This window comes from Streptosporangium oxazolinicum (assembly GCF_039537505.1).
GTDB lineage: Bacteria > Actinomycetota > Actinomycetes > Streptosporangiales > Streptosporangiaceae > Streptosporangium > Streptosporangium oxazolinicum.
Window position 1 is genome coordinate 273,567 of sequence record NZ_BAABAQ010000014.1, and the last position, 17,768, is coordinate 291,334.

Here is a 17,768-nt window from a genome sequence, read left to right on the forward strand (position 1 = left end):
ACCTCCAGGCCGACGCGGCCAGACCCCCTGGTCAGGTGCCCCGCTCCCCGAACCAGCCGGCGAGCTTACCCTTGCGGCTGATCGCGCGCATTCGGCGCTCCACCATGTCACGGCAGGCGGCCGTGGTCACCACCAGGAGTTGGTCGTCGATCCTGATTCTCGTGGAGTCGGTGGGTACGAACGTCCGGCCGTCCCTGACGATCAGCGTCACCTGGGCGTCCGTGGGCAACCGTAACTCGAAGATCTCCACACCGTGCAGCTTGGACGTCGGCGGCACCCTGACCTGGAGCAGATCGGCGTTGAGCTCCTCCAGCGGCGCCGACTCGACCTCCAGGTCGCGGGCCTCGTCGGGCGTGGTCAGCTTGAGGAGTTTCGCCACGAACGGCAGCGTCGGCCCCTGCAGCAGGGTGTAGACGATGACGATCACGAAGACCTCGTTGAACACGAGCTTGGCGGTGCCGTCCTCGACGGAGTTGGCCGCCCAGGGGATGGTCGCGAGCACGATGGGCACCGCGCCGCGCAACCCGGCCCATGACAGGAAGGCCTGCTCACGCCAGCCCAGCCGGTCGATGCCCGTCAGCCGGGTCAGCAGCGCGGAGACCACGATCGACAGAGGGCGGGCCACCGCGACCAGGATCAGTCCGGCCACCAGGCCGGGGACGATCGCGGACGGCATCTCCGAGGGGCTGGCCAGCATCCCGAGCATGACGAACAGGCCGATCTGCGCCAGCCAGGCCACGCCCTCGGCGAAGCCCCGCGAGGCCGCGCGATGCGGCATCCGCGAGTTGCCCATGACCAACGCCGCGAGGTAGATCGCGAGGAAGCCGCTGCCGTGGAGCAGCGTCGCCCCCGCGTAGGCGACGAACGCGAGCGCGAGCACCGCGATGGGGTACAGGCCGGAGACGGGCAGCGCGATGCGGCGCAGCGCGTACGCGCCGAGGGGGGCGACCGCCAGGCCGACGGCCGCGCCCACCACCAGCTCGAAGAGCACCTCGAACAGCGCCACCCCCAGGCTGGGCGAGGTCGCGGCGCTCAGCAGCATGACGGCGATCACCGTGGGCGCGTCGTTGAGGCCCGACTCGGCCTCCAGGATGCCCGCGAGGCGCGGCGGCAGGGGCAGGCGGCGCAGCACGGAGAAGACGGCGGCGGCGTCGGTGGAGGCGAGGATCGCGCCGAGCAGGAGCGAGGTCCGCCAGTCCAGGTCGAGGATCAGGTGCACCGGGATCGCGACGGCCGCGATGCTCACTCCCACCCCGACCGTGGCGAGCACCAGGGCGGTGGGGATGGCTCCCTTGACGTGGCTCCAGGTAGTGGTCAGACCGCCCTCGGCCAGGATGATCGCCAGCGCGATCAGGCCTATCTGCTGCGCGAGCTGCGGGTTCTCGAACTGCAGCCCGAGCCCGGACTCGCCGACGAGCAACCCGAAGCCCAGGAAGATCAGGAGGCTGGGCAGCCCGCTCCGATGGGCGACACGCACCGCGACGATGGCCGCGATGACGATTCCGGCACCGAGAAGCAGCCAGACGTCCAGTCCCATCTGGTCCCCTCTCTGATTCCGGGGACCATTGTGTCGCATTCGGAAGGGCCGCCACGCACGGGTGGCGCGCACTCCCTGTCACGGTCCCGGCGCCTTCGGTCCCGCGCCGGGCAGGGATCCCGCCGGTCGGTCACACCCCCGCAGCGGCGGTTTTGAAGATCCCCTCGGGGGTCGCCGCGTAGCGGACCGCGATGTCGTGGGGCTCGGCGGGCACGCCGTCGAGCAGCTCACCGTCGTGGAGCAGCGCCACCGTCGGCACGTTCGGGCCGACCCGCGCCAGCGCCCGGTCGTAGGAGCCGCCGCCCCGGCCCAGCCGTACCCCGGTGGCCCTGTCCACCGCCAGCGCGGGCACGATCACCAGGGCGGCGGTCCTGACGGCGTCGATCCCGCGCCGGGTGTCGACCGGTTCCATGATCCCGAAGCGGCCGGGGGCGAGGGTGTCGGGGCCGTCGTACACCGCCCAGTCGAGATCGTCGTCGTCGCGGAGCACGGGCAGGATCACGGTCGCGCCGTGTTTCCACAGGGCGAAGACCAGCCCGTGGGTCGCCGGTTCCGTCCCGATCGACCAGTAGCACGCGACCAGCCCGGCCATCTGGACCCAGGGCCGCTCCATCAGGGATTCCCTGATCCGGACGGAGGCCGCGTGCCGCTGCTCGTCGGGGATCGAGGCGCGTGCGGCCTCGATCGTGGCACGCAGCGTCAGCTTGTCCACAGGTCCCTCCACTAAGGTTTCGGTTATGGCCGACTTCGAAGCTGTGACGAAAGCCGTCGTTCCCGCAGCGGGTCTGGGCACCCGTTTTCTTCCGGCGACCAAGGCGACCCCCAAGGAGATGTTGCCCATCGTCGACAAGCCCGCGATCCAGTATGTCGTCGAGGAGGCCGTCTCCGCCGGGCTGCTCGACGTCCTCATGGTCACGGGAAAGAACAAGCGCTCCATAGAGGACCACTTCGACCGCGCCCTCGAACTCGAGGAGATCCTGGAGGCCAAGGGCGACGACGCGCGCCTCTCCCAGGTGCGGGAGCCCGCCGACCTGGCCATCCTCCACTACGTACGGCAGGGTAAGCCGCGCGGCCTCGGCCACGCGGTCCTGTGCGCCAAGCAGCACGTGGGCGACCAGCCCTTCGCCTGCCTGCTCGGCGACGACCTCATCGACCACCGCGACGAGCTCCTCAAGCGCATGATCGAGGTACGCGGCACGCACGGCGGCAGCGTCATCGCGCTGATGGAGGTCCCCAGGGAGCAGGTCTCCCTGTACGGCTGCGCCGCCATCGAGCCCACCGCCGAGGACGACGTGGTCAGGGTGACCGACCTCGTGGAGAAGCCCCCCGCGGACGAGGCCCCGTCCAACTGGGCCATCATCGGCCGGTACGTGATCGACCCGGCCGTCTTCGAGGTCCTGGAGAACACCCCGCCGGGACGCGGCAACGAGATCCAGCTGACCGACGCCCTGCGGACCCTCGCCGGGCGCGGCGCCGACGAGGGCGGCCCCGTGCACGGGGTGCTGTTCAAGGGACGCCGCTACGACACCGGCGACAAGCTCGACTACCTGCGTACGGTGGTGCAGTTCGCCGCCGAGCGTCCCGACCTGGCACCCGAGTTCATGCCCTGGCTGAAGGAGTTCCTGGCCTCGCGATGAGCTCCATGAAATCGGTCGACGACCACCTCTCCGACATCCTGCGTACCGTGCGGGTGCTCGCCCCGCTCGAAGTGGAGCTGGAACGGGCGCTGGGCACCACGCTGGCCGAGGAGGTCACGGCCCCGGTCGCGCTGCCTCCGTTCGACAACTCCGCGATGGACGGCTACGCCGTGCGGGCCGAGGACGTCGCGGACGCCCCGGTGACGCTCCCGGTGATCGACGACATCGCGGCCGGAGACGGCCGGTTGCAGGCCATCGGCCCCGGCATGGTCATGCGGATCATGACCGGGGCCCCGCTGCCCGCCGGGGCCGACGCGGTGGTCCCGGTCGAGTGGACCGACGGCGGCACCGCGCAGGTCGCGATCGGCCGTCCGGTGCGGGAGGGGAACGCCATCCGCAGGTCCGGCGAGGACGTGCGGGCGGGCGACGTCGTCCTGCCCGCGGGCACCCCGATCGGGCCCGCGCAGCTCGGGGTGCTGGCGGGTCTCGGCCGTCGCCGGGTTCTCGTACGGCCCCGCCCGAGGGTGGTCGTGATATCCACGGGAGCCGAGCTGGTCGAGCCGGGACTTCCCCTGGGGGCCGGTCAGATCTGGGAGTCCAACAGCTTCGCCCTGGTCGCCGCCGTCCGCGAGGCGGGCGGCGAGGGCTACCGGGCGGGAATCGTCGGCGACGACGCCGCGGGGTTCCTCGACCAGCTCGACGCGCAGCTCCTGCGGGCCGATCTGGTGATCACCAGCGGTGGCGTCTCGATGGGCGCGTACGAGCCCGTCAAGGAGGCCCTCGGCCCGCTCGGCACGGTCCGTTTCGAGCGGGTCGCCATGCAGCCGGGCATGCCCCAGGGCTTCGGCGTGGTCGGCGAGGACCAGATACCGATCTTCGCGTTGCCCGGTAACCCGGTCTCGTCGTTCGTATCGTTCGTCCTGTTCGTCCGGCCCGCGTTGCGCAAGATGGGCGGCCTGCCCGAGGAGCCCACGCCGACCGTGCGGGCGCTCACCACGGGCCCGCTCCACTCGCCCGAGGGCAGGCGCTCCTACCTGCGCGGCGTGCTCGGTCCCGGCGGTACGGTCGGCCCGGTGAGCAGGCAGGGTTCCCACCAGCTCGCCGCCCTGGCCTCGGCCAACGCCCTGATCGTGGTGCCCGAGGACGTCACCGAGCTTCCCGAGGGTACGGACGTGGAGGTCATCCCCCTGTGAACGAACGGGACACCGGATTCACCCACCTCGACGAGACCGGCGCCGCGCGCATGGTGGACGTCTCGTCCAAGGACGTCTCCCTCCGTACGGCGACCGCCACCGGCAGGGTGCTGCTGTCCGCCGGGGCCGTGGCGCTGCTGCGGTCGGGTGAGGTCCCCAAGGGCGACGCGATCGGCACCGCGCGGATCGCCGGGATCATGGGCGCCAAGCGGACCCCCGACCTGATCCCGCTCTGCCACCCCATCGCGCTGCACGGGGTCAAGGTCGAGCTGGTCGTGGCCGACGAGGGGGTGGAGATCACGGCACGGGTCAAGACCGCCGACCGTACCGGCGTCGAGATGGAGGCGCTGACCGCGGTCTCCGTCGCCGCGCTCGCCCTGATCGACATGGTCAAGGCGGTCGATCCGGCGGCCGTGATCACCGATGTCCGCGTCGAGGAGAAGACCGGCGGCAAGACGGGGATCTGGACCCGCCCCTGACCTTCTCTTCCGGCGTTTCCACGGTTTTCCAAGAGGCCGGATCCCCGACAGGCTGAAAGGATGATCCCATGAGAGCTCTGGTGATCACCGCGTCCAACCGCGCCGCCGCCGGGACGTACGAGGACACCTCGGGAAAGCTGCTGGCCGAGCTGCTCGCGGCGGCCGGGTGCGACGTGGACGGCCCGGAGGTGGTCCCCGACGGCGATCCGGTCGAGGCGGCACTGCGATCCGGGGTCGCCGAGGGATACGACGTGATCGTCACCACCGGCGGCACCGGCCTCACCCCGATGGACCTCACCCCGGAGATGACCCGGCGGGTGATCGACAGGGAGGTCCCCGGCATCGCCGAGGCGATCCGCCACGTCAACCGGGACAGGGTGCCCACCTCGATCCTGTCCCGCGGGCTCGCCGGGCAGGCAGGCGGCACGTTGATCGTCAACCTGCCGGGTTCCTCGGGAGGGGTACGCGACGGCATGGGCGTGCTGTCTCCCGTGCTGAGGCACGCCGTGGACCAGATCAGGGGAGGAGATCACCCCCGCTGACCCGCCTGCCCGGCTTCCATGGCACGGCGGGCCCTGTTGGGGGGATGATGGAAGGCGTGGATCGACTTCGTGGCTGGCCGGTGACCTTGACGGAAGGCCCGGTAGGACTTCGGCCGCTGCGGCTGCGAGACGTGCGCGTCTGGCGGGAATCGCGGCTGCGCAACGCGAACTGGCTCCGCCCCTGGGAGCCGAGCAACCCCGAAACCCCTCTCTTCAGGACCGGTCTCGGTCCCTACATCTCCATGGCCGGGACCCTCCGCAGGGAGGCCAGGCAGGGGCTCGCGCTGCCGTGGGTCGTCACCTACGAGGGCGCCTTCGCCGGGCAGCTCACCGTGGGCGCCATCGTCTGGGGCTCCGCCAGGTCGGCCCAGATCGGCTACTGGGTGGACGGCGCGCTGGCCGGTCGCGGGATCACCCCCACCGCCGTCGCGATGGCCGTCGACCACTGTTTCTTCACCACCGGCCTGCACCGCGTCGAGGCCAATATTCGCCCAGAGAATCACGCGAGCCGCAGAGTGGTTGAAAAGCTTGGTTTCAGGGAAGAGGGCATCAGACGTAGGCATTTGCACATCGACGGTGCCTGGCGCGACCACATCTGTTACGCACTCACGGTCGAAGACGCGCCGAGAGGGTTGCTCGTGCGGTGGCGACGGGCCCGTGAGGCGGCCGCCCATGGTGGCACTCCGCACGAAGAGGTTTGAAGATCTCGCGACACACCGCATCGAATGCTCGTCAAACAGTGACACGCGGTCTTACGGTGCGTGACATGAGCAGATTGAGGACGCCGGGAGACCACCCGTGCCCTCATGCTGCCCGGAGGTGGCCGTGAGCAGCGGTGTCGTTCTCTATCTGGCCATTGTCGTCATGTGGCTGTGCGTGCTCGTGCCCATGTGGCTGCACCGCGACCGCAACACCCTCGCCGAGCCCCACAAGGACACCGAGCCGTACGCCTACGACGAGCGGGCGATCGACGAGGACTCCGCCGAGACCCTCGTCGAGCCCCTGCCGGTGTCCTCCACCGCCCCGTCCTCGCCGTCTCCGCAGGGAGACGACGTTCCTTCGCCCGGCGCCGAGGAAGCCTCACCGGGCGCCCAGGCCGCGCCCGAGACCGGGACCGAGGCCCCGCCCGCCCGGCCCCCGGCCGAGAAGCCCGCGACCGGCAGGCCCGCCACCCGCAGGACCGCGTCCGAGCGCCGCCGTGCGGAGCTCCGCCGCCGGGCCACGCAGGTGGCCAAGCGCAGGCGCCTGACATTCTGGTGCGTGCTGCTCCTGCTCGCCTCCGTGGTGACGGCCGCCGTCCAGGTGATCCCCTGGTGGGGCGTGGCCCCCTCGGTGGTGCTCCTGGGCGGCTACATGTCCATTCTCAGGGTCACGGTCCAGATCGACGCCGAGCGACGCAGAGCCATCGCCCAGGCTCGCGCGGAACGTGCCAAGCGCGCCCGCCGCCGCGCCGCCCTGCTGGAGGCCCAGCGCCCCGTGGCAGAGATCATCGATTTGGCCGCGCACCGCGACGAGATCTTCGACCAGTACGCGGAGACACCCCGCCGCGCGGTCGGCGACTGATCCGCGCCCGGGATGGCGCGAGCGCCCCCGGAAGTTTGCTAATCTAGTCCACGTCTTGGGGATGTAGCGCAGTCCGGTAGCGCACTTCGTTCGCATCGAAGGGGTCAGGGGTTCGAATCCCCTCATCTCCACCAGGGGCCGTTCTTGAGTTAGCTCAGGAACGGTTGACGAGATCCCGTCCGATCGCTTGATCGGGCGGGATTTTCTCGTTTCCGAGGCTCTGTGGCCGCTGGGCGGGCTGATTTCGGCTCGTGCGGTGGCCCTGGCGGAGGGCGCTGGTGGCGGTGGACCGCTGTGAGCGCGTGTGGGACCGGCCGGTGGGCGTGCGAAACCCAGCGGTCGTCGTGGTGTTGTGCGGTTGGTGGCGGGGCGGATCACTCGCGAGGCGGTGGTCTGCTGTCTGCCGTGGGCGGGGCGGGGTCGTGCTCGTCAGGCGTTGGCGTGTCCTGAGGCGCGGGCTCCTCGGTGTGGTCGTGGACTTGCCGCCAGCTGAGCAGGATGTGCTGGTTGCCCAGGAAGACCATGAGCGCGGTCAGCAGCGTTTGGGCCACGCGGCCGTGCGCGAGCCGGTTCATCGGGTCGCCGATATCGATGTGGTGGCCCTTGATCCTGCCGTTGACGCCTTTGGCGATGGCTCGGATGCTCTTGTAAGCGGCCTGCCAGGTGGGGGTCAGGTAGCGCCGATCCTGTGATGCAGAGGTCGTCGGGGCGCAGCGTGATGGTCGACTTCTGGCAGATGCGTGGCAGCTCGGCCAGAGGAAGGGGTCGTTTTCTCTCGCTGTCGGGCAGTTGGATCGTGGGTTTGGCGGCCAGGTGGGCGGCGCGCTGACGAGCGTTGGTCAGATCCACTGCTGTGGGCGAGGCAGGTGGGGTGGGGCGGGTGCGGTTGAGACGCGGGCAGGTCACCGAGGGGGAAGGATCCGCGGCTGGACATTGCAGTCGTATCCGTTCCGTCCTTGGGCGTCGGCGCTCTGTTTGAGCTTGAGCCAGTAGGGCTCGCGCGCTGCGATCAGCTCGTTCAGTTGCTCGGGTGGGGTGCGGACGGTCTTGTCGTTCAGGTCTTTGGTGGCGTGGATCAGTGGCGTGGGCATCAGCGGGCAGGCGAGGTTCCCGTCGATGAGCAGGGCGCCGTGCGCGCTGCCCTGCAGACCGCGCTGGTCTTGTTTGTGGTCGAGTGTCAGGTGGTATCCGAGGGCGCGGGCTGGGCGAGCGAAGTGCTCGGTGGCCTGGTCGGTGTAGGCGCGGTCGACGGCCAGGGCGCCGACGGGCAGGCCGAGTGGGGCAAAGCCATGCAAAGTGGTGATCGCGTTTTGGCCGACGCGTTTGTGTGGGGTGTCGATGACCAGGCCGAGCACGAGTTGCGGGTAGGTGCCCAAGGTGCTGCGGGTTCGGGTGGCGGTGGCGAGGGTGGCGCTGTAGCCGAAGGTGGGCCGGTCGTTGCCGGCGCTGTGATGCCAGCCTGCGGTGATCTCGGTCGAGGCCAGACCTCTGTTGGCGCGAGGTGGTTTGGCCCAGGTGGGGATGGCGGTGGCGTCGATGCCGACGTCACCTTGGTAGTGCTTGAAATAGCGGCGACCTTTGGCCCGGACGGGGGCGAGGATCAGGCTGGTGACGATGGTTTGCAGCAGGTCAGCAACTTTAAGGCGTTGGTCATGTCACCGGGCAGGCATGTCTGAGGAGTTGCCCTACTGTGCGTGTCGGACCAGGATCGCTGGCATGAGCGTCTTCTGTGAGTACTACCGGGCTGCGGATCGTGCGGCGGCGACCGTCCAACCGGACCGTTCCCGTGTGATCGACGATCCTGAGTACGGAGTCGCCGGGTTCGACGCCGTGGAGACCAAATGGGTCGACCCTCAGGTGATCCTGGGCCAGCTCGTGGCGTTCATCGGCGATGTCGACTTCTTCCTCGGCCTGGTCGATACGGTGCCCCTGTACCCCTCGTATCCCGATCCGGCTCCGCAGACCGACGAGGAGTGGGATGCCCTGCCCGAGGACTCCCCCTACCTGGGTGGGGCGGTCATCGACGAGTTGCCGGTGAACGCGCGTGACATCCTCGCCGGCGCGGACGACTCATCCCTGCCCGCGGTGGCGGAACGCTGGGCGAGGATCGAGGAGTTCTCTCCCCACTCCTCGGACGACGGGGAATACCTGCTGTCCCTGGTCAAGGATTTTGTCGGGCTGGCTCGCCGCGCGAAGGAACACGACCAACTGCTCTACTGCTGGATGTTCGTCTGACCGAGGCGGTCACCGAAAGAGTCCGGCTCCTAGAACGGAGACCTCTGCCTCTGCGAGAGGGACGACCACGTCCTCACCCTGAGCACGTCGATACGGCGAGACCACGAAGTCGTTCACAGCGAGAGACCAAAACACAGCCGAGCTCATTTTGTTAAGCCCTCTTGGCGGGAAGCGATCTCCCTGGGCGCGGGAAGCGATCTTCGCAACCCCTCTCGCGTCCCAGGTCAGACCTACTCGTGAACACCCCACAAGGTAAAAGGCCCGATTCCAGATCATGGAACCGGGCCTTTTTGCTGCTCAGAAGCTATGAGGTCGCTTCGTTAAGACCTTCGCGGACCGGGATCGGCGAAAAGTCGGCGACCACCGTGCGAGCCCTGTCGGTGTCAGGAGAACAGCCTCCAGTGCCCCTCGGACACGACGTCGACGGTGCCCTCGGTCACTTTGATGGCGGTCTCGTCGTCGATCGCGTACGCCGGCCCCGGGATTCCGGCCGCCCATCTTTCCGCGTAGGCCATGGTGTTCTCCGGCAGGAGCTCGTGATCCAGGTGCGGGAAGATAGAGAAGTCGACGATGCCCAGTGTGCTGTCGCCCCCGGCGGGCGGTTTCCAACCGACGAAGTCCGCTCCGATGCGGGGGGTCATCACCATGCTTCCGGCGCTCAGTCCCACCCAGACCGTCTCGCGCAGCGACGGCAGAAGATCCGTCAGCCCCGACTGCCGCATCCAATGGCACAGGTACAGGGGGTCGCCGCCATTCACCAGCAGGACGTCTGTCTCTCGGACCCAGGAGACCCAGCGTTCTTTGTCGATGCTGGGCAGCGCGGTGAGTTCCAGCACTCCCAAAGACTTCCACCCCAGCTCGCACATGGGGGTGGAGGACCGGCCGCTGATGAAACGCCATGCCCCACCGGGATTGCCCTGGGGGTGCCCGTAGCTGGCGGTGGGGATACAGAGGGCGTTGGAGTCGGCGATCGGTTTGCCCAGTAAGTCGACCAGCGCGCTGTGGATGCTCGGGTTCTTGACGCCGGCGGAAGTGAGAAGAAGCTTCACGCTTGCCTCCTGTACGTGGCGGTCATGACGTTCTCGTCGAGAGTCGGGAGATCGGTATAGGAAGGTTGATGCGGTGTGCGGTCGTGTTGAGCTGTTCACAGAGCTCTGGATCATGGCTGACCCGGCAGTCACCGCGAGAGCCGCTTCAGGCGAGCCGCGCTCGGCTGCTTGGTGGAGGGGGTGTCCACGGAAGTCTGTTCCCGAATTCGGGTCGGCGCCCGCGTCGAGCTGGGCATGGAGTAGAGCGAGATGTGTCCAGCCGTTCCAGCCCATGCCGGACTATCCGGCTCTGTCGGTGACGGCCATGGCGCTCCCGGGGAGGATGTATTAATACGAGCGCTGATCATGCCGTACAAGACTGACAAATTCGGGCAGACCGTGGGAAACACAACTTCCCGTAGCCATGGTCGCCTCTGGTCGGGCGGCTGGGCGGAGTCAGCGAAAAGTCAGCGGACTCGCTGACACAGGAGCGCGGCAGAGGTCAACGACGTCGCTGTCGCGGCACCTGACGGCACCGAACGGCATCCGTTGATCGGAAGCGGTACGCCCCACCGGGGTTCGCATCGAAATCGAAGGGGGCAGGGGTTCGAATCCCCTCATCTCCCCCCAGGTCGGAGACCGTTTCCGAGAGATCGGGAGCGGCCTTCTGCGTTGCCGAGTGGCTATCGGTTCAGGTGCGATGATGATCACCATGTCGAAGTTTGAGTTCTCCTGCGCGGAGGGCGAGAGCCAGACGCAGGGCTACGGTGACGGCGCCGGCGGCGACTGCGACGCACAGGGCGACGAACACGTCCGGCAGCCAGTTCCTCAGCGGGTGCAGGCCCAGTTCGGCGATGAGCCATGCCGCGGCGATTCCAGGCAGGACACCGAACAGGATCCAGGCCGCGGTCACGGTGGTACGGCGCCGCGGGGTGACGGGGTGGCGGAGCAGGAGGGCTGAGCGTCCGGCCGCCAGGATCAGCGCCAGGGCCAGGGCCGTGATGCCCCAGATGGTGACGTGGTAGGTGGACGCGGACGTACCGGCGGGCGCGCGGTCGCCGGCGAGGAGCCGGACGGCTCCAAAGCCGACCTGCAGAATCGCGCCGTCGTGCAGCAGCCCGTGCAGGTTCTGTTGCAGGACCAGGGCAACGTTGCGTTCGGGCAGCAGGAACAACATCGACGAGTAGCCGAAGGTCGCGCCGGTATGCCAGACGGCGTCGTCGAGCGGCGCGTCCAGGCCGCCGATCCGCCAGCCCAGCCCGTAGCCGGTGCCGGTCCCCGCGGGGAGCCTGCCCTCTTGGCGCATGAGCTTCACCGATTCGGGGGTCAGGACGGTGCCGCCGTCGGTGGTCTTTCCCCCGCGGAGGTGGAGTGAGGCGAAGGCGGCCAGGTCGTTGAGGTCACCGCCGAGGTAGCCGTAACCTGCGCCGTGGTCGTCGACGCCGTCCGCGACCGCGGCGGGGATGCCCCACAGAAGCTGGTGTCCCGGCGGCAGGTCGCGTTTCCCGGCCGATGCGGCGTCGGCGATGGCGTCGTCCATGCCCGCCGGGTCGAGGACGGTCCGGCGTAGGTGGTCGGCGAACGGGCGTCCGGTGACCGCCTCGGCCACGGCGGTCAGCACCAGGTAGTTGGCGCTGGTGTAGACGTATACGGTGCCGGGCGGGCCGAGTGGCTTCAGGTCGTTCAGGGCGCTGAGGCGTTCGGCCGGTCGGGGGCAGCCCGGGCTCAGGCAGTCGGTGACCTTGAAGGTGGCCGACTCGGGTATGCCGGCGGTCTGGTCGAGCAGGTGCCGGACGGTGACCTTGGACGCGTGCGCCGCGCCGCCGAAGCGGAAGGCGGGCAGGTGCTCGACGACCCGGTCGTCGAGGCTGAGCCGTCCGGACTGGACGAGGGTCATCACGCCGGTCGCCGCGACGGGTTTGGCGACCGACCCCCACAGGAACGGGGTGTCGGCCGTGACCCGCTCTCCGTGCCCGTCGGTGCCCCACGATCGCTGGTGGATCGGGCCGTCGAGACCGACCACGGCGTAGGAGAGCCCCGGGACGCGCGTGGCCTTCATCCGGTCCTGAATGTAGGAGTCGATCGCGGCGTACCGGTTCGCGCCGGCGGGTGCGTCGGACTCGGCGGAGGCAGAGGCGACAGGGGCGACAGGGGCGCCGAACAGCATGCAGAACGACAGAACCGCCATGCTCGCGGCGGCATGCCGGAGGAGAACGCGCACAGGGAGAGACCTCGTGTTTCGTCGAGACGCCACCAATAACCGTATGGCCATACGATTATTACCGTATGATGATATGGTTATCAAGTGCCCAGGACAGCCGACCATGAAGGACGCCGCCGTCAGATCGCCGTGGCCGTCTGCGAGCTCATCTCCGAAGGCGGGCTCGACGCCGTCACCGTCGCCCGCACCGCCGAGAGTGCCGGGATCTCGGTCGGGTTGGTCCAGCACTACTTCCCCACCAAGGACGGGATGCTCCTGCACGCCTTCGAGCACGTCAGCGCACGCATCCGAAGCCGGATCGAGGAGCGGATAAGCGGGGGCGTCGAGCACCGGCGGCCCATCTCCCGGGTCCTGGCGGGGGCGATGGCCGAGCTCATCCCCATGGACGAGACACGACGCACCGAGTTCCGTGTCTCCAGGGTGTTCGCCGGTCGTTCCCTGGACGTCCCCGCCCTGGCCGACGTCGACGCCCGAGCAGCCCAGGTGCTGCGAGGTGACATCGCCCAAGCCGTCCACAACGGCAAGGAATGCGGGGAGGTCGCGGCGGACCTGGACCCATGGCCGGCCGCCGTCCGCCTCGCCGCCGTCACCGAAGGGCTCTCGATGCAGGTCTACCGGGACTTCGCCTACGTGAACGGCGTGTCCGCGGCCGACGTGGCGGCGTCCATCATAGATTCCGAGCTCGCCGCCGTCTTCACCGGCGAATGCCTCCAGTACACCTCAAAGGATGATGCCTGAGGCAGGGCGCGGGGAACGGGCGGCCGCGCAGTAGCGCGGTAGCGGTCTCCTCATCCAGGGGAGGTACGAAATGCTGATAGCGGGCCAGCGCGGGCGGGATGAGGCCGGCTGCGGCGGCTACCACGGCCGATCGATGGGATCACTGAGCAGTTCCACGATCCAGCTGGCGCGAAGCCTGCGGGCAGACAGTGTCGGCAGGCCGCTGGTCGGTCTGTGACGGGTGCTCCACGTCTTGCATAGGCGGTAGTACGCCGGGGCCGAAACAGATATCGGTCGCCTGCCAGGGCGGCGGCCTCGGCCAGATGCTGTTCCCACGTGGCTCGCGCGACGATCAACCGGCCCAGGTGCGACGCGTCGACCACGACCGCGCCGGAACCGATGAGGCGGACATGCTCGCCGCGGATTGCCGCCAGTTCACCCGAGGCCAAGCCGCATCCTGCGGCGAGTCCCATCAATGCCAAGGCGTCACTGCGTGCCTGCCCGGTCAGGTTCTCCGCCCACGAGCACAACCGGGCCAAGTGTGTCGGACTGTAGGGAGCCGAACGATCAGCAGGCGCTTTCATCAGCGGCGGGACGTGTTCACCGCGCTCGACCCAAGCCGGGGGTGCGCGAGTCGATCACACGATCATTGTGATGGAAGCCAGAGACGAAACACGCTCATTTGATGCTTCTGTGGCGTTCGGGGCGAAGGGTGAGGTCGTCGGGGTCCTTGCGCAGGAGGCGTTGTTCGATCCGGTGGGTGAATCCACTGTGGAAGCGGGTCACCGGAGCAACTCGTCCGGACGTCATACCTTCCTCTGTTGGTCGGTGTGTTGGAAAGTATCTTTCCCTGTCGACACTGGTCAACGGAGGAACGCGACATGGACGAACAGCATTGGCTGGCCGAGCGGTTCGCCGAACATCGCTCGCATCTGCGCGCGGTGGCCTTTCGGATGCTCGGCTCGCTGAGTGAGGCTGACGACGCGCTGCAGGAGGCTTGGCTGCGTGCCAGCCGCGCCGATGTCAGTCAGGTGCACAACATCGCCGGATGGCTGACCACGGTCGTGGCCCGGGTGTGCCTGAATGTGCTGCGCTCACGCGGTAACCGCCATGAGGAACCGCTGGACGTCCAGACGGCCGATCCGCTGCTCGGCTCCGCGCTGGCGGGTAACCCCGAACAAGAGGTGGAGACGGCCGACTCGGTGGGGGTGGCACTGCTGGTGGTGCTCGACACCCTGAGCCCGGCCGAGCGGCTCGCCTTCGTGTTGCACGATCTGTTCGCCGTGCCGTTCGAGGAGATCGCCCCCATGCTGGAGCGATCACCGGAGGCGACCCGGCAACTGGCCAGCCGTGCGCGTCGCCGTGTCAAAGGTGCCGCACCCGCGCCGTACGTTGATCTGACCCGTCAGAGGGAGATCGTCGAGGCTTTCCTGTCGGCCACTCGCGGCCAGGATTTCCGAGCGCTGATCATGCTGCTCCACCCCGAGGCCACGCTCCGAGCGGACAAGGCCGTCATGCTGACCGCCGAACCCGTCACGGTGGCCGGAGCCGAGTTCGTCGCCAAGGGCGCGATGGCCGCCATGCGTCGGGCCCAGTTCACCGGACCTGCCCTCCTCGACGGCGCCGTCGGCCTGGTGATGGCTCCCTACGGTCGCCTGCGGGTGGCACTCACCTTCACGATCGTCGACGACCTCATCACTGTCATCGACGTCATCGCGGAACCCGATCATCTCGGCCGACTCAGCCTGGCTGTCCTCGACTGACAGGTGGGGAGACGGATCGCCGCGATCCGTCTTCCCACCGCCTCACCTGTGACGCACATCACAGTCGCCGCCGGTCACATCGCCGTGCGGCGGCGGGTCAAGGCAGTGACGGGCGCACCGATCACCGCCGCTGCAGCCCGGCCCAGCGTCATCCAGGCAAGGAGCACCTCATGGTTCACATCATCGTCACCGTTCTGGCCGCTGCGTGGGTGGCTTTCTCCGCCTACGCCATACTCACCCACGCCGCGTGGGTCGTCGGGCCGCTGGAATCGTACGGTGTTCCCGCCTCATGGTGGCCCTGGCTCGGCGCCGCCAAGGCCGCGGGGGCGGCGGGCCTGCTGGTCGGCCTGTTCGTGCCCGTGATCGGGATCCTGGCCGGGATCGGCCTGGTGGTGTACTTCGTCGGGGCCGTCATCACGGTGCTCCGCGCCCGCTCCTACAAGACTGTCGTTTACCCGATCCTGTACCTCGTCCCGGTGGTCGCCGCCCTCCTGGTGGGAGCCGCCTGAGCGCACAGCCAGAGCCCAGGCCGACCGTCCACCCAGAACCACTCCGGTTCTCCTCGCCGCGCGGAGAGGACCGGGGTCCGGCTGTCACGACCGTGACCATTTGCCGCGAGCGGCGGGAAGCGACCACGTCCGATCCGGGAAGCGATCTTCCGGCACCTGCCGTCGACGCTGTTCAGCCGTACTCGTGAACACCCCATCAAGGCCAAAGGCGGCCCTTTGGTCTTCTGAGGGACCGTCTGTCGTTCGGGGGCGTCGCTTGTCAATGCTGTTCTGTCAGCGCGTGAGCGAGATCAAGCAGATGTGGCAGGCGCAGGGTCCGGCCGCCGCTTCCGGGGAGCGGGACATGGAGAGGCTCTGTCCAGCGGGCCGGGATCGTGGTCAGTCCGTAGAAGGCTCCGGCCAGGCCGCCGGTGACCGCGGCGACGGTGTCGGTGTCGCAGCCCAGGTCGATCGCGGCGCGGATCGCGTCCTCGTAGCTTCGGGTGGTGCGCAGGGCCCATACGGAGGAGCCGAGGCATGGCCAGACAGCGCCGTTGAACTCGGTGGCCTCCCCGGCGTCCCAGCCACCGCCCCCGCACATCTCCCCTCCGGCACCGGGTGCCGGGAAGCGAGCGGAGAACGCGCCCGCCGGACCGAACTCGAAAGGGGCGCCCAGCGCGTCGCCCACCGCTGAACCGACGACTGCCCCGGCGACGCGCTCCATTGGCTGCGAGGGTGCGCGCCCGAGCGTTCTTCATCTTTGACGTGACGACGCCAGGACGTATCGGCCATTGGAGACAGCTGAACGTGCCGACACAGCGTCCGGCCGATTGGCGACCACCGGAATTCCGCCAAAGGTGGAGTACGAACCCACTCTCAACGCTTTCGGAAATTGAGCAAGACACCCCGTAACCCACGAGCGTCTTGCGGGACGCTCCTGTCGAGAGGCAGCCATGCAGTCACGGACCTACCTGCACGATCTTCTGGTCTCGACCCTCTTCACTGAAGGACTCGATGCCGACATGGACCTGTGGGCGCTGGGATTCAGTGCCATCTGGATCAAAGGCGCAGGTCTCGACGCCCTCGCCCCGGCCTTCTCCCTGGACCTCGCCACCCGTACCCCGTGCTACCTGAGCGAGATCCTCGACCGCAACATCGACGACGGCTCCGACTGGGTGGCCGAGGTCAACGGCTGGATCGGTATCGTGCCGGCGCGTTCTGACGACGCGTTCCTGCTGTCCATCACCGAGGGCGGTCGTGAGGCCCTCAGTCTCGACATGGACATCAACAACAACGACCACTTCAAGTACGCGCGCGATGGACGCATGGTCGTCTCCTTCGAGCCAACCTTGCCAGAGGTGCGGTTCGGCGACGATCCGTACGCGCTCGACCACCTGATGGACGGACTGCGCTTCCAGATCAATGATGACGGCGTCCTCGACGATCGCGTGGAACAAGACGAGAGCATCAGCTCCGCCTTGGCACTGATCGGGCGGATCACAGAGACCGACATCGCCACTGACTGGTTCCAGGCGCGGCACTCGCGCATTCGCCCCACTTCACAGCCCTCACCGAGGTATTGAGCGATACGGTTTTCGACACACCCTGTCATGGCCAGGGCCACCGGATCATCTGCTGATCGGTTCGTAGGCGTCGCCCCATTCGTTGAGCAGGACGAATCCGGGACGTGTCACCGTCTCCAGGAGACGGGCCAGCACGTCCACCATCGGTGGAAGATTCAGCGTGAGCGACCCGGCCAGTGAGGTGCGGCACGTGTCAAGATCGATGCTGTTGTCGTCGTACTCCCGCTCCAGCTCCGCGACCACCGAGCACATCGCCTCCAGGCCGCCGGAGGCGCGTACGAGACAGTCCCTCCAGTACGGGACCCTCGCGATCAGCTGGATCGCGGCGGTCAGATCGCGGCCGATCAGCCCGGCCTGCCCCTCGGAGTCGGCGTACAGCACGGGCCGTTCTCCCGCCGCCTCCCCACACAGGAAGAACGTCCCGCCCGCGCCATCACCGGCAACTGCTTCAAGCGCATCTCCGGACGCCAGCCTCACCGCTTCGGGGTGATCGGTGCGGGAGATGTCGAAGTCGAACGGCCATGCCAGCAGCTCGGCGGCCGCCGGAGTGCGGTGGATGAGGTCGAGAAGGGGGTCCGGACGCGACACGAGGAGCACCGTAACAGCTCCCGGCCCTTCTCAACCGCTGAGAAACGATCTTCGGAAGGGCGCTTCGCCACAGGCCAGAACTACTCGTGAACGCCCCACCAGGGACCGTCCTTGAGTTGGCTCAGGAATGGTTGACGAGATCCCGTCCGATCGCTTGATCGGGCGGGATCTCTTCGTTTCCGAGGCCCTGTGGC

General features: G+C 68.3%; 20 protein-coding genes and 1 tRNA gene. 13 read left to right on the plus strand and 8 right to left on the minus strand.

All coding sequences use genetic code 11. The annotated features are described in order from the left end of the window. Positions 1 to 31: 31 nt before the first annotated feature. Both ABD817_RS32315 and ABD817_RS32320 read right to left on the minus strand, forming a co-directional pair. Complete coding sequence (locus tag ABD817_RS32315; RefSeq protein WP_344922066.1) at positions 32 to 1,537, minus strand: potassium/proton antiporter; 1,506 nt, start codon at positions 1,535 to 1,537, stop codon at positions 32 to 34. Between the two features lie 130 nt (positions 1,538 to 1,667). Then, positions 1,668 to 2,249, minus strand: coding sequence for a 5-formyltetrahydrofolate cyclo-ligase (locus ABD817_RS32320; RefSeq protein ID WP_344922067.1), 582 nt, complete (start codon positions 2,247 to 2,249; stop codon positions 1,668 to 1,670). A 25-nt stretch (positions 2,250 to 2,274) separates the two neighbouring features. On the opposite strand from ABD817_RS32320, the gene galU reads away from it, so the two are divergent. From galU to ABD817_RS32355, 7 genes are all read left to right on the plus strand, one after another. Beyond that, the gene (gene galU / locus ABD817_RS32325) at positions 2,275 to 3,174 is read left to right on the plus strand and encodes a UTP--glucose-1-phosphate uridylyltransferase GalU (protein WP_344922068.1); all 900 of its coding nucleotides are present in this window, start codon (positions 2,275 to 2,277) and stop codon (positions 3,172 to 3,174) included. Between the two features lie 5 nt (positions 3,175 to 3,179). Then, positions 3,180 to 4,367 carry a molybdotransferase-like divisome protein Glp gene (gene glp / locus ABD817_RS32330; protein ID WP_344922109.1) on the plus strand — a complete coding sequence of 396 codons (1,188 nt, stop codon included), beginning with the start codon at positions 3,180 to 3,182 and terminating at the stop codon, positions 4,365 to 4,367. Next, positions 4,364 to 4,846 (plus strand): cyclic pyranopterin monophosphate synthase MoaC, encoded by a 483-nt coding sequence (moaC, locus tag ABD817_RS32335; protein ID WP_344922070.1) that lies wholly within the window; start codon positions 4,364 to 4,366, stop codon positions 4,844 to 4,846. The genes glp and moaC overlap by 4 nt, the downstream gene beginning before the upstream one ends. Before the next feature lie 68 nt (positions 4,847 to 4,914). Further along, positions 4,915 to 5,388: a MogA/MoaB family molybdenum cofactor biosynthesis protein gene (locus tag ABD817_RS32340; RefSeq protein WP_344922071.1), complete on the plus strand. Its 474-nt coding sequence runs from the start codon at positions 4,915 to 4,917 to the stop codon at positions 5,386 to 5,388. Positions 5,389 to 5,435: 47 nt separating this feature from the next. Further along, positions 5,436 to 6,089, plus strand: a complete 654-nt coding sequence (locus ABD817_RS32345) for a GNAT family N-acetyltransferase (RefSeq protein WP_329093706.1) — start codon at positions 5,436 to 5,438, stop codon at positions 6,087 to 6,089. A 124-nt stretch (positions 6,090 to 6,213) separates the two neighbouring features. Next, positions 6,214 to 6,951 (plus strand): divisome protein SepX/GlpR, encoded by a 738-nt coding sequence (sepX, locus tag ABD817_RS32350; RefSeq protein WP_344922073.1) that lies wholly within the window; start codon positions 6,214 to 6,216, stop codon positions 6,949 to 6,951. Between the two features lie 57 nt (positions 6,952 to 7,008). Then, a tRNA-Ala gene (locus tag ABD817_RS32355) sits at positions 7,009 to 7,085 on the plus strand. A 240-nt stretch (positions 7,086 to 7,325) separates the two neighbouring features. Here the strand turns inward: ABD817_RS32355 and ABD817_RS32360 are convergent. Continuing rightward, a complete protein-coding gene (locus tag ABD817_RS32360; protein ID WP_344922074.1) occupies positions 7,326 to 7,526 on the minus strand; it encodes a hypothetical protein in 201 nt (66 codons plus the stop codon). A 327-nt stretch (positions 7,527 to 7,853) separates the two neighbouring features. Further along, positions 7,854 to 8,306, minus strand: coding sequence for a hypothetical protein (locus tag ABD817_RS32365; RefSeq protein ID WP_344922075.1), 453 nt, complete (start codon positions 8,304 to 8,306; stop codon positions 7,854 to 7,856). Positions 8,307 to 8,739: 433 nt separating this feature from the next. On the opposite strand from ABD817_RS32365, the gene ABD817_RS32370 reads away from it, so the two are divergent. Beyond that, positions 8,740 to 9,186, plus strand: coding sequence for a hypothetical protein (locus ABD817_RS32370; protein WP_344922076.1), 447 nt, complete (start codon positions 8,740 to 8,742; stop codon positions 9,184 to 9,186). Between the two features lie 383 nt (positions 9,187 to 9,569). Here ABD817_RS32370 and ABD817_RS32375 read toward each other — a convergent pair whose 3' ends face one another. Then, the gene (locus ABD817_RS32375) at positions 9,570 to 10,235 is read right to left on the minus strand and encodes a Type 1 glutamine amidotransferase-like domain-containing protein (RefSeq protein WP_344922077.1); all 666 of its coding nucleotides are present in this window, start codon (positions 10,233 to 10,235) and stop codon (positions 9,570 to 9,572) included. A gap of 670 nt (positions 10,236 to 10,905) precedes the next feature. Then, positions 10,906 to 12,435, minus strand: coding sequence for a serine hydrolase domain-containing protein (locus ABD817_RS32380; protein WP_344922079.1), 1,530 nt, complete (start codon positions 12,433 to 12,435; stop codon positions 10,906 to 10,908). A gap of 84 nt (positions 12,436 to 12,519) precedes the next feature. Between ABD817_RS32380 and ABD817_RS32385 the strand changes: the two genes are divergently transcribed. From ABD817_RS32385 to ABD817_RS32400, 4 genes are all read left to right on the plus strand, one after another. Then, a complete protein-coding gene (locus ABD817_RS32385; protein ID WP_344922080.1) occupies positions 12,520 to 13,173 on the plus strand; it encodes a TetR/AcrR family transcriptional regulator in 654 nt (217 codons plus the stop codon). 70 nt (positions 13,174 to 13,243) lie between these two features. After that, entirely contained in the window at positions 13,244 to 13,390 is a 147-nt protein-coding gene (locus tag ABD817_RS32390) for a hypothetical protein (RefSeq protein WP_344922081.1), read from the plus strand. A 643-nt stretch (positions 13,391 to 14,033) separates the two neighbouring features. Further along, positions 14,034 to 14,915: a sigma-70 family RNA polymerase sigma factor gene (locus ABD817_RS32395; RefSeq protein ID WP_344922082.1), complete on the plus strand. Its 882-nt coding sequence runs from the start codon at positions 14,034 to 14,036 to the stop codon at positions 14,913 to 14,915. A gap of 170 nt (positions 14,916 to 15,085) precedes the next feature. Continuing rightward, on the plus strand, positions 15,086 to 15,424 hold the full coding sequence (locus ABD817_RS32400; RefSeq protein WP_344922083.1) for a DoxX family protein: 339 nt from the start codon (positions 15,086 to 15,088) through the stop codon (positions 15,422 to 15,424). A gap of 259 nt (positions 15,425 to 15,683) precedes the next feature. Here ABD817_RS32400 and ABD817_RS32405 read toward each other — a convergent pair whose 3' ends face one another. After that, positions 15,684 to 16,127: an ADP-ribosylglycohydrolase family protein gene (locus tag ABD817_RS32405; RefSeq protein ID WP_344922084.1), complete on the minus strand. Its 444-nt coding sequence runs from the start codon at positions 16,125 to 16,127 to the stop codon at positions 15,684 to 15,686. A gap of 229 nt (positions 16,128 to 16,356) precedes the next feature. Here ABD817_RS32405 and ABD817_RS32410 point away from each other — a divergent pair, with 229 nt between their 5' ends. Next, positions 16,357 to 16,986: a DUF6461 domain-containing protein gene (locus tag ABD817_RS32410; RefSeq protein WP_344922085.1), complete on the plus strand. Its 630-nt coding sequence runs from the start codon at positions 16,357 to 16,359 to the stop codon at positions 16,984 to 16,986. A 45-nt stretch (positions 16,987 to 17,031) separates the two neighbouring features. Here ABD817_RS32410 and ABD817_RS32415 read toward each other — a convergent pair whose 3' ends face one another. Then, complete coding sequence (locus tag ABD817_RS32415) at positions 17,032 to 17,574, minus strand: hypothetical protein (protein WP_344922086.1); 543 nt, start codon at positions 17,572 to 17,574, stop codon at positions 17,032 to 17,034. Between the last annotated feature and the right edge of the window lie 194 nt (positions 17,575 to 17,768).